Source organism: Thalassobellus citreus (genome assembly GCF_044385915.1).
GTDB lineage: Bacteria > Bacteroidota > Bacteroidia > Flavobacteriales > Flavobacteriaceae > Thalassobellus > Thalassobellus citreus.
In genome coordinates this window covers 1-9,477 of the sequence record NZ_JBISCC010000093.1, presented here as the reverse complement: position 1 = coordinate 9,477, position 9,477 = coordinate 1, and the positions used below count along the sequence as shown (strand labels likewise).

At 28.6% G+C, this 9,477-nt stretch carries 12 protein-coding genes; all 12 read right to left on the bottom strand.

The window, feature by feature from the left end:
* Positions 1–277: 277 nt before the first annotated feature.
* Positions 278–655 carry a hypothetical protein gene (locus ACH5TX_RS00960; protein WP_439337684.1) on the bottom strand — a complete coding sequence of 126 codons (378 nt, stop codon included), beginning with the start codon at positions 653–655 and terminating at the stop codon, positions 278–280.
* Positions 652–1,008 (bottom strand): hypothetical protein, encoded by a 357-nt coding sequence (locus ACH5TX_RS00955; protein ID WP_439337683.1) that lies wholly within the window; start codon positions 1,006–1,008, stop codon positions 652–654. Before ACH5TX_RS00955 ends, ACH5TX_RS00960 begins: the two co-directional genes overlap by 4 nt.
* A 163-nt stretch (positions 1,009–1,171) precedes the next feature.
* Positions 1,172–1,684, bottom strand: coding sequence for a hypothetical protein (locus ACH5TX_RS00950; RefSeq protein WP_439337682.1), 513 nt, complete (start codon positions 1,682–1,684; stop codon positions 1,172–1,174).
* 180 nt (positions 1,685–1,864) lie between these two features.
* The gene (locus ACH5TX_RS00945; RefSeq protein WP_439337681.1) at positions 1,865–2,224 is read right to left on the bottom strand and encodes a hypothetical protein; all 360 of its coding nucleotides are present in this window, start codon (positions 2,222–2,224) and stop codon (positions 1,865–1,867) included.
* Complete coding sequence (locus tag ACH5TX_RS00940; protein ID WP_439337680.1) at positions 2,221–2,724, bottom strand: hypothetical protein; 504 nt, start codon at positions 2,722–2,724, stop codon at positions 2,221–2,223. The genes ACH5TX_RS00945 and ACH5TX_RS00940 overlap by 4 nt, the downstream gene beginning before the upstream one ends.
* A 95-nt stretch (positions 2,725–2,819) precedes the next feature.
* Complete coding sequence (locus tag ACH5TX_RS00935) at positions 2,820–3,551, bottom strand: DUF2846 domain-containing protein (protein WP_439337679.1); 732 nt, start codon at positions 3,549–3,551, stop codon at positions 2,820–2,822.
* A 486-nt stretch (positions 3,552–4,037) separates the two neighbouring features.
* A complete protein-coding gene (locus ACH5TX_RS00930; protein ID WP_439337678.1) occupies positions 4,038–4,490 on the bottom strand; it encodes a hypothetical protein in 453 nt (150 codons plus the stop codon).
* Between the two features lie 483 nt (positions 4,491–4,973).
* Positions 4,974–5,666 carry a hypothetical protein gene (locus ACH5TX_RS00925; RefSeq protein ID WP_439337677.1) on the bottom strand — a complete coding sequence of 231 codons (693 nt, stop codon included), beginning with the start codon at positions 5,664–5,666 and terminating at the stop codon, positions 4,974–4,976.
* A gap of 114 nt (positions 5,667–5,780) precedes the next feature.
* Positions 5,781–6,332 (bottom strand): hypothetical protein, encoded by a 552-nt coding sequence (locus ACH5TX_RS00920; RefSeq protein WP_439337676.1) that lies wholly within the window; start codon positions 6,330–6,332, stop codon positions 5,781–5,783.
* Positions 6,333–6,494: 162 nt separating this feature from the next.
* Positions 6,495–7,682, bottom strand: a complete 1,188-nt coding sequence (locus tag ACH5TX_RS00915; RefSeq protein WP_439337675.1) for a hypothetical protein — start codon at positions 7,680–7,682, stop codon at positions 6,495–6,497.
* Positions 7,683–8,035: 353 nt separating this feature from the next.
* Positions 8,036–8,212, bottom strand: coding sequence for a PLD nuclease N-terminal domain-containing protein (locus ACH5TX_RS00910; protein WP_439337674.1), 177 nt, complete (start codon positions 8,210–8,212; stop codon positions 8,036–8,038).
* Positions 8,213–8,217: 5 nt separating this feature from the next.
* A complete protein-coding gene (locus ACH5TX_RS00905; RefSeq protein WP_439337673.1) occupies positions 8,218–9,183 on the bottom strand; it encodes an LptF/LptG permease family protein in 966 nt (321 codons plus the stop codon).
* Between the last annotated feature and the right edge of the window lie 294 nt (positions 9,184–9,477).

Sequence of the window (9,477 nt, the reverse complement as noted above, 5' to 3'; positions counted from 1 at the left end):
TGAGGTGTATTCTTCCAATTCTTGATGTTAATTGAATTGATATCGAAAGATTCAAATTCTTGAGCATTAATTGAAAATGCAATACTTAGAAAAACAATTTTTAAAATCAATTTCATACTTTTCTCAAATGTGCTACAACGGTTGTGTATAAGAATAGTGCGGTTTTGTGTCCGAGGATTTTCCGCAGGAAAATCAGAGAGACCAAATGCGCTCTATCTTTTTGATTTAGGAATAAATTTAAGCATTATTTCTTATACTTTGTTGTAACCAGTTTTTTTTATTCAGTTTTTTGATAATAATGATTCATATCGTAGTTCAATACTATTTTTGGGTTTTCAAAAATCTTATTAATAAAATAACTGTGATACACTGATTTTCCGTTTATATTTTCATAATGCAATTCAATTTCCGTATTCAATATTCCGTAACTAACTTTATAATTTCCGTTTCCGTAAAAATCACTTGAAAATGTTCCATCTGATTTTAAAGTCAGATTTTCCGCTTTATGGGGAGATTCTATACAACAATGCTTTTTTTCGTAATTTGTGTTTGCATAAGTTCCGATAACGCTAAATTTAGTCATGGGGATATTCCATAGCGAAATTAAAATTCCGATGAATAATATCATTACAATTCCGAATATTATGCGTTTCATTTGGTATTCGGTTTAAAAGTTAAAATCAAACAAGTCATAATGAAAATTAATAATGGTATTTGAAATGCCAAATAATTAAAGTTTTCAATTGGAACTTCTGTTAAACGTCTAACAATTGGCACTAGCATTAATACAAAAATAAAAGCTTTGAATATTCTATTCTTGTAATATTTGGTAAACATTAATATTAAACCAATTAGTCCTAAAAAGGCAAATATTTGGTTGCTATTTCCAAATTCAAAACTTGTCCAAAATAACCATACTATAAAAGGTATCCCAATCATTTGTCCTGTTAAAATAATAAGAGAGTAAGAAACTAAAGAGATGATTTTTATAATATTTACAAATTTCAATTCGGAGAGTTTGTTTAAATTAGTTACAACGGTTGTGTATAAGAATAGTGGCGCGTTTAAGTACTAAATTAGTAAATAGAAACTTGCCAGCGGAAAATTCCGAAGGAATTTTCCAAGTAAGCTAAAACTAGCCATTAATTTTATGCTTTGTTACCTGCTGGCTTTATTCAATTCTTTTTATTTTCATTCCGATTTCTTTGTCAATTTCCATTAAATTATTGGTTTTGGTCAAATCCAAGTCAGACAATACTTTATTCACAATTGGTCTACAATAATCAACTTTATTTTCGGTTCCAATACAATTAAGACAAACAGAACGATTTAGAAAAATATAGTTCTGAACAACAATCAAATCTCCACCAACATTTGGCGGAAGACAACTTGCTAATCGTTTTGTTCTTAATGAGGCTTGTTCGCAAAATTCAAAGTCCGAAATATTGAATATCTCATATTGGATTGCTGGTATCCAATCCTCGTTATAAATTTCTTCTCTTTTTTTATCTTTTATTGATTTAGTTCTTAAAAATTGAATTAGTCCAATCGATTTCACAGAGTCATTTCGTTTCTCAAAATCATAATCAATTTTATAAGCCCAATGTTTTTGACTATTGTTGTCAGATTTTGTATTACACGACAAAAGCAATGTCGTTAATATTATGAATAGAATTTTATGCATTCTCGATGTTTGTTTCAGCTTGCAGGTAACGGTTGTGTATAAGAATAGTGCGTTTTTGTGTCCGAGGATTTTCCGCAGGAAAATCAGAGTGACTAAAAAAGCACTAACCTTTAGATTTAGGAATAAATTTAAGCATTATTTATTATACTTTGTTGTAAAACGTTTTTGTTATTCTATTCTTTAAACTATACAAATTTGAATCCATTGTTTTTCAATTGGTTGCGTAAGTAATCTACTTATTAAGGGTAAACCTGCTTTCCAAACTTTTAAGCTGTCTTGATTTTTAAAAATAATTGCGTATTTACCTCTTTCTGGAATGTCAAGATTCATAATTTTTTTTGCTCTTTCCCCATATTCATATGATTGTACTCTCCATTGCGTAACTTTTGGATTAACTACTCTACCAGTTTTCGTGTTTGTCAGAGAGAAAGTAAAATCTTCTACTACAACATCCCAACCACCAAGAACATAAACTCCAAAAGTGCCGGTATAAAGTTCAACTTCAACATCGGATTCAATTATTCTGATTGGCTTAATCATATTTTTCTTTCTATTATTTCCGAACGAAACATTTTTAAAATTCTATTTCCTAAATCGGATGGCTCGCAATGAGCAGAAATCGTACTTGTCAATTCAATTCCGATTGGTGAATTTAATACAGTTTCAATTTTCAACGAACTGTTTCTGTCTGTTATTCCACAAATTGAAATTCTGCGATACTTTTCCTCAAAACCACGACCACTTTTTTCTTTACTTGCTTTTAAAGCAGGCCAGTCGGATTTTTTACCCATTCCTTCTTTTTTTTCTTTTATATCGAATTTGTTGAAATTCCGCTTTATTGCTTCTCCAATAATTTCAGTTGAAGATGTCAAGTCAATTATTTCACAATCCTTTTGTTCGTAATGATAACTATCTTTTGGTTCTTTAGAAATAGGAGCAATTATTATTTCAGAGTATTTTTCCGAAATATAAACTGTAACTGATTTAATGACTTTTAATTCAGGTTCAGGTGCTTTAAATGTTATGCTCGGTATTTTCATTCAAATGTTTTACAACGGTTGTGTAACAAAAGCGTACGAACTCTCGATTAAGCACTAAACTACGCATTATTTTTATACGATGTTAGCAAAAGTTTTTATTCCATTTGTTCATATTCTCTAATTCCTACATTATTATCTACTAAATACATATCTGGTCTTCCAATGACTACTCCCATATTTATTCCACATCGGACAAAATATTCTTGTCCTTTTTTTATGTTTATTTCTACAGAATCTTTTGATTCCGTAACACCCCAAAAAGTAATTTTACCAAAATTTGAAGTCTTGTAAGTAAATTTTTCTCCATTACGAACTCGTCCAATTATAGAATCATTATCAAGTTTAATTTTATAACCGATAAATGAACCAGCAAAATTCTTTGGTCTATAAAAATATACAATAGCATAATCTGCATTATCTGGTAGTCTTGATTTATTCTTTATTTCGTGTTTATCAATTAATTCGATTAGTTTTTTGTTTTCTAAATTCCTATACATTTTGGCCTTAATGCGATAGCAGGTACTTCCAAAATTTGGTTCTTTCACCTCTATGAGTTGAATTAAATTAGCTCCATATTTTTTGGCTGTTAGTTTTGCATTTTCAATAACTGTTTCGTATCCGCAGTCAGTTGAGAATCCTGAATCTCCAATCTTTAAATCTCCAACAAATTTTGAATTTTCAGGAATTTCCTCATTAATACCTAAAATAAAAATTTGGATATTATCTTGTATCGTAGAGAATTTAGTATCCGTCAAGCTACTTCTAATCTTCGGTGAGCAAGAGTGTAGTAAAAATCCAATTGATAAAATGGCTAATATTCTGTTCATTTTTTTAATTTTTGCTAACGGTTTTGTTTATGAAAAGTTGCGTTTTTGTGTGCGAGGATTTTCCGAAGGAAAATCAGAAGCAAGCAAATAAAGCACAAACTTTTGATAAAGCTAAAAGTAGCATTTTTTTATAAACGTTGTTGCCAAATAGTTGCTTTTTTTAGTTCATAATTCCGTTTTTGTTTTCAGTTTTATGAAATTCCGCGTTTGAGTAAAAATTCCTTAAACTTATTCATATTCTGCAATAATTTTTAATCGGTGAGTGAGTGCTCAGCGTTTTAGAAGTCTTTTTTTTCTATAAAATTCAGGAAATATTTTTCCGGTTTTGAGTGAGCGCAATTTTTGGCAACGGTTGTACATAAGGATAGTGCGGTTTTGTGTCCGAGGATTTTCCGCAGGAAAATCAGAGTGACCAAATGCGTACTAGCCTTTTGATTTAGGAATAAATTTAAGCATTATTTCTTATACTTTGTTGGTAAATCGTTTTTATTCAAATTTTCGATATTCGTTTTTTATTTTATCATTCAGTTTAATCCATTCCAGATTATTCTTAAATTCTATTAATTCCACGTTTATTTCCGATTCAAATTTCGGTGGGATTTTCGGTTTTTGAGTTGAGTAGATTTTCAGAGTATCATTTTCCGTTTTGTATATTATTCCGCCAAATCCGTGAAAAATATATTCAGAAATTGAGTCAGGTTGAAATTCTATTTCTCTTTTTGTTGAAATTACAGATGTTTTATGGTCAGCAGTTAATCCCCAATTTTTACTTTTCAGATACAGAGAGGTTTTTTTATTCGGAAAGTAAATCTGTTCCCTTTCAAATACTGGTTTTCCGATTTCGTCCCAACTTGCTAATTCACGCTCAACTTTCATTCCGAACCAAAAGGAAAGAATAATTAATAAAATCGAAATTATGATAATATGTCTTTTTTTCAATTCGGTTTACAGTTTTAGGTTATTATTAAACTTAAAATTCCAATAGCTACAGTTATTAATAGTATTATTCCCGAAAATTTTCGCAAACTGTTTGATTTCTGCTTTAATTTTTTGTTTTGATTTTCGACTTTCCAACTTATTTTAAACATTGACTTTAGCATTAATTCATAAGAAGAAAACGAAAATGGGTTAAGAATTGGGAAAAGAGGATATTTGCTTTTATCAGCTGAATAATAAATCCAAAGATTCATATAAATTCCAATTCCAAACGAAAAGAAAGACAGAGCAAATGCAATAAAAATAATTCCAAAAAAAATGTCATTCATATGTTTTCGAGATTTTTCTCAAATGTTTGCCAACGGTTGTGTATAAGAATAGTGCGTTTTTTGTGTCCGAGGATTTTCCGCAGGAAAATCAGAGTGACTAAATACGCACTAACCTTTTGATTTAGAAATAAAATTAAGCATTATTTCTTATACTTTGTTATAAACAGGTTTTTAATTCAGTTAATTTTACGTTTCCAAAATCCGCTTCTTGAAGTTGTTCAAGTTGCATTTTACATTTGTCAATTGAAATTATTTGATAAATATTTTGGTCGGAAGTTTGGTCAAGTGTAAATATTAAAAAATAGTTTTGATTAATTTCTTTTACATACCAATAACCTTCATCGTTCCAAGTTTTATTTATAAAAGCGTTTTTCTTTTTCGGTTTTTCAAACATTTCATCACGAAAAAAGAATTTATCACTGAAAATAAAGTCGATTCCTCCATTTATTTTCTCGAACTTATTCTTGGTTAGAAAATCATTAATTTGGCTTTTGTTTACTGAAAGTTTGTGATTTAATTTTAAAGGTCTGAAAACGTGCATCATATTTTGTTCGAAGTCTATTTCAATCGAGTCTTTTCCAAAAGTTCTGAAATTAATAATTAATGAGTCAGTTTTGAAATCAAGTTTGGAATCTTTAAAATCAATTTTAATAGGTACAATACTGTCACTATAAATTGAACTAAAAGTTTTATTATCGAAGTCAATTATAAAACCTTCATTTCTAGAAGTAAACATTGCCTCTTTGTCAATCACATAATTATTGTAGGATATATAAATTCCGTTAATATCTTGTGCTTTGCAAGATGTTAAAGCAATAACTAAAAATATTAATTGGAGTACTTTTTTCAACTTGTTTATAACGGTTACGTATAATATTAGTGGCGCGTTTAAGCACCTAATTTAGCAAATAAAAACCAAATAGAAAATCCGCGAGGATTTTCGTAAGTGGGCGAGAACTAGCCATTAATTATACACTTTGTTGGCAACTGTACTTGTTTTTTCAATATAATATTCATTCGATTCAAGTCCAAATAATTCATCCCGTTTGAGGTCAGGATAATTTTTGATTCGTTCCATTAAATCCTCAAAAGTCTCTTCTTTATTCCTTATTTCTCCAAGTTCAAAAAAACATTCGGAAAAATAGATTAATTCCAAAATCCCATATTCAGACGCAATTTTCCCAAATATTTTTCTAATTCCATTTGTAAGTTCAGATTGCTTTTTATCAGCAAATTGAAACCAAGAACTGAATAGTCCAAAAGAGCCTGAAAATTCAATAAAATTCGGATTATCGAAATAAATCCTTAAAGATTGGTCAAGAATTGGCAATTCAAAATATTCAACTCCTTTGGATTGAGTTAAATTCCAATTAACTTTTTCAAATTCAAGTCCAGAATTCTTATTTACAAAACCAAAGTCAAATTTCTCATTCTTAAGAATTTTAGAAATCATATTTTTATCATTCTCAATTGAGTCTGATTTTCGTAATCCAATTATTTGAATCCAAACTGCCATTCTGTTTAGGTATTGTTGCCAACGGTTGTGTATAAGAATAGTGCGGTTTTGTGTCCGAGGATTTTCCGTAGGAAAATCAGAGAGACCAAATGCGCACTAACTTTTTGATTAAGAAATAAATTTAAGCATTATTTCTTATACTTTGTTGTATGCAGTGTTTTTTTAATCAATTAAATATTTATCTCTACTTTCCAATAAATGTTCAAAGTTTGGGTATTTTTGAGATTTTTTAGTATTCCATTCTTTCACAAGATTTTCTCTAAAATCTATATTTTCTAGTTTTTCTAATAATGAGCTATTCTCGAAATATTCTGATTGTATTTTTAATCTTCTGAACATTTCTTTCTCAAAATCTTTAGAAATCATACCGTTGAAATTGTCTATTAAGTCGTGTTCTTCAATAGGTTTATAAAACACAAAACCATCAAACACATCTTTATATTTAATATCTACCATTCCGTTCCACATATCAAAGTCATCGTTTCCAAAAGCAGAGTTCTCAAAATCAAATCCAATATTATCAAGGTTCTGTTTCTTGAATGCCGCATCCCATTTTCCATTTTGATTGAGTTCATATGTCCATTTTTTATCTTTTCTAGTAAAAATGGGACAATTTAATAAAATATTTACTGCACGATTACCAAAATAATCTTTGAGATATTTACCAGAATTTTGTTGTAAATCTCCATTACTTCTAATTGTATGAATTTTAAAAGCGTGTCGGTAATTTAAAATAACGAGTGCTTTCTTTTTCTTTTTAGATTTTATTTTTTTGTATTGATTGATGATGTTATAAGCTATTATACTATCTCTTGGTTCAATTTCAAAATCTTGTTCTCTTGTGTAATCTTCAACGTTTTTTACTTTATTCCAATCAAATTCAGAATCAGAAGGATAAAGTGAAATTTGATTTTCTGATGTGTTGTTTATGTTGTAAATAGTTTTTAAAAGATACTTAAAACTATATCTTTCCCAAATAAACCAAAAACTAGCATTCTGTTGAAACTTGGTTACTCTTTTTTCTATGGAAAGGCTATCTAAATTCTTTGATTTTAAAAACTCTGCAATTTCTGGTTGCAGGTTAATAATTCCATTTTCTATAAAAATATTTTTTACATTTTTTTTGAAATAATCTTCAGATATAACTTCTTTTATTAATTCGTATTGAGAAAATTCACTGTGATTCCTTTCGCATAGAATTACAATATCGTGTTTTTCAAATTGTTGCAAAATGTAATTTTTTGCAGATTTCTTTTCTACTTTTCTTAAATGGTCAACGTAAGGTTTTATTTCAGGATTTTCAGAACAACTAAAAAGTGTTAAAAGAAATATTAATAAAATATTTTTCATAATTTTCTATTGAAATCGTCATTTCCGGCATTGCATACAACGGTTGTGCATATGGAAAGTGCGACTTTGTGTGCGAGGATTTTCCGAAGGAAAATCAGAAGCAAGCAAAGGAGTAATAACCATTTGATTTAGAACTAAAATAAGCATTTTTTATATGTGATGTTGGGTTTTAGTGCTTTTTATGTCAGATAAATATTTTTATCAGTTTCTTTTTTCGGTCAAATATTGTTTCCGCAATCTGGCGAAAGTCAGATGTTTTATTTGTCCGATTTTATTTTGTTCCGCAAACAAGCTCAAAAGTCCGAAATGATTTTAGTCCTCGTTTATATTCCGTAAATTTGTTTTAAGTCTGTTTATTCTTTTATTTTCTGTTCTCTCCCAATAAGGAAATATAAAATAGCTCCAAAGAAGTTTGTAAATAAAACTACTAAAAGCCAAACAATCTTATTGTTTTCTGTGAATTCGCTTTTTAATATGTCGACAAGAGCAATAATTGTTGGTAAAATTCCAAGTAAGCTAAAACTAGCCATTAATTTTATGCTTTGTTAGCACCAGTATTTTTATACGTTTGCATTCTATAGATTAAATATAAAAACACAACTAAAATTAATATTAGTTTAAAAATCAGTCCAATTAAGTTCTTTTCGTTTATGAAATAATCTGACATAGTACTCAATAAAGTCAAAGTCTGTGAATAAATTACGATTCCAACGCAGACTAATGAAAATATTTTTTGATTCTTAAAATTTACGCCAATGACAAGTCCAAAACAAGTTAAAAATATGGTTAGAAACATATTTAAATAACGTTCGCTTTTTTTCCAATTAGAAGTCCTTAGTTGTTTTTCTAAAACCTCATTTTTTCTAATTTCAGTTTTTAGTTTAATTAAATCTCTACGGTTAAAATCAGATGTCAATTTATTTTTCGAAACTCCATATTTATTAAGTTCTTTATTTGAAAAATCATTATTAATGATACTGTCAGGAATTTTTTGAAATAATTCAGAAATTATTTTCTTTTGAGATGTATTTTGATTTTTTAATGAGTCTGTGAATTTCTTTATTAATCCGATACTCATTATATTCGCATCTCTAGACCTTAGATCATTAATTTTCTTTACTCTTTCTTCGGAACTAAATGCTTCTTTTCTTGCATTTTCGTATCTATTCAAATAGGATTCCATTTTTATTTCTGGAACTACATTATTTAATAGGAAGAAAATTATTCCTCCAATTAGAAGTGAAATAGCTATTCCAGATTTAATAATTTTTGAAATTGGAAAATTTTCTTTTAATAAATCGGATGAAGTTAAAATTATCGAGATGAAAACTCCAAAGTTAATAACCGATTCAATTGAGCTAAAACTAACCATAAATGTATTTCCTAAGTCGAGACCAAATTCGTTGTAGTATAAGCTGGTAGTTTCAACAATTAAGAAAAAGTAGTAAACTAGACTACTGATTGTAAAATAAGAAATGAATTTTTGAAGGGTTTTGCTCATATTGGTGCTAACGGTTACGTATAATATTAGTGGCGCGTTTAAGCACTAATTTAGTAAATAGAAACTTACCAGCGGAAAATTCCGCAGGAATTTTCCAAGTAGGCTAAAACTAGCCATTAATTTTATGCTTTGTTGCCTAACGTATTTTTATTTTTTTGTTAATTATTCAAAAATAACAGGGTAAACTTTTCTTATAAGATATTTGTTGTTCTCTTTTTTTTCAATGAAATAGTAAGTATAACCCAATCCGTCAAAACTTCCATTATTTCCAATATTCAGAAAATCTTTTCTCTC